This window comes from Cellvibrio mixtus subsp. mixtus J3-8 (assembly GCF_000766945.1).
Classification (GTDB): domain Bacteria; phylum Pseudomonadota; class Gammaproteobacteria; order Pseudomonadales; family Cellvibrionaceae; genus Cellvibrio; species Cellvibrio mixtus_A.
The window spans coordinates 1,901-2,255 of sequence record NZ_KN266219.1 but is presented as its reverse complement, the minus strand read 5'-3'; the positions used below and the strand labels follow the sequence as shown (position 1 = coordinate 2,255).

General features: G+C 50.7%; 1 protein-coding gene. It reads left to right on the top strand.

The window, feature by feature from the left end:
• Window positions 1-139: 139 nt before the first annotated feature.
• The coding region (locus A596_RS22470; RefSeq protein WP_039918819.1) for a terminase gpP N-terminus-related DNA-binding protein at window positions 140-355 on the top strand (216 nt) is incomplete at its 3' end.

The window sequence follows — 355 nt, the reverse complement described above, 5'->3', positions numbered from 1 at the left end:
TGCCTCATCATGTTTGCGAATGTTTGGTGAGCACAGCTTCGCGCGATCCCTTCTTTTATCCAAGCACTTCAATTTGTAATAGGCCGCATTACAAGTGCCGTTTGGTTGCTGCGAGAAAAAACACCGGCAAACTAATCGCATGACAAGTTCCGCCCCGCAATTAATCATCACTCCCGATATGTCACCACGCCAACAAGCCCGCGCTTTGTATTGGCAAGGGTGGCGTGTCGCTCGCATTGCCGAAACAATCGGCGAAAAAGCCTCGACTATTCACACGTGGAAAACTCGCGATAAGTGGGAAGAGGCCACACCGATTGATCGCGTGGAAGGCACGATTGAAGCCCGCTTAATTCAG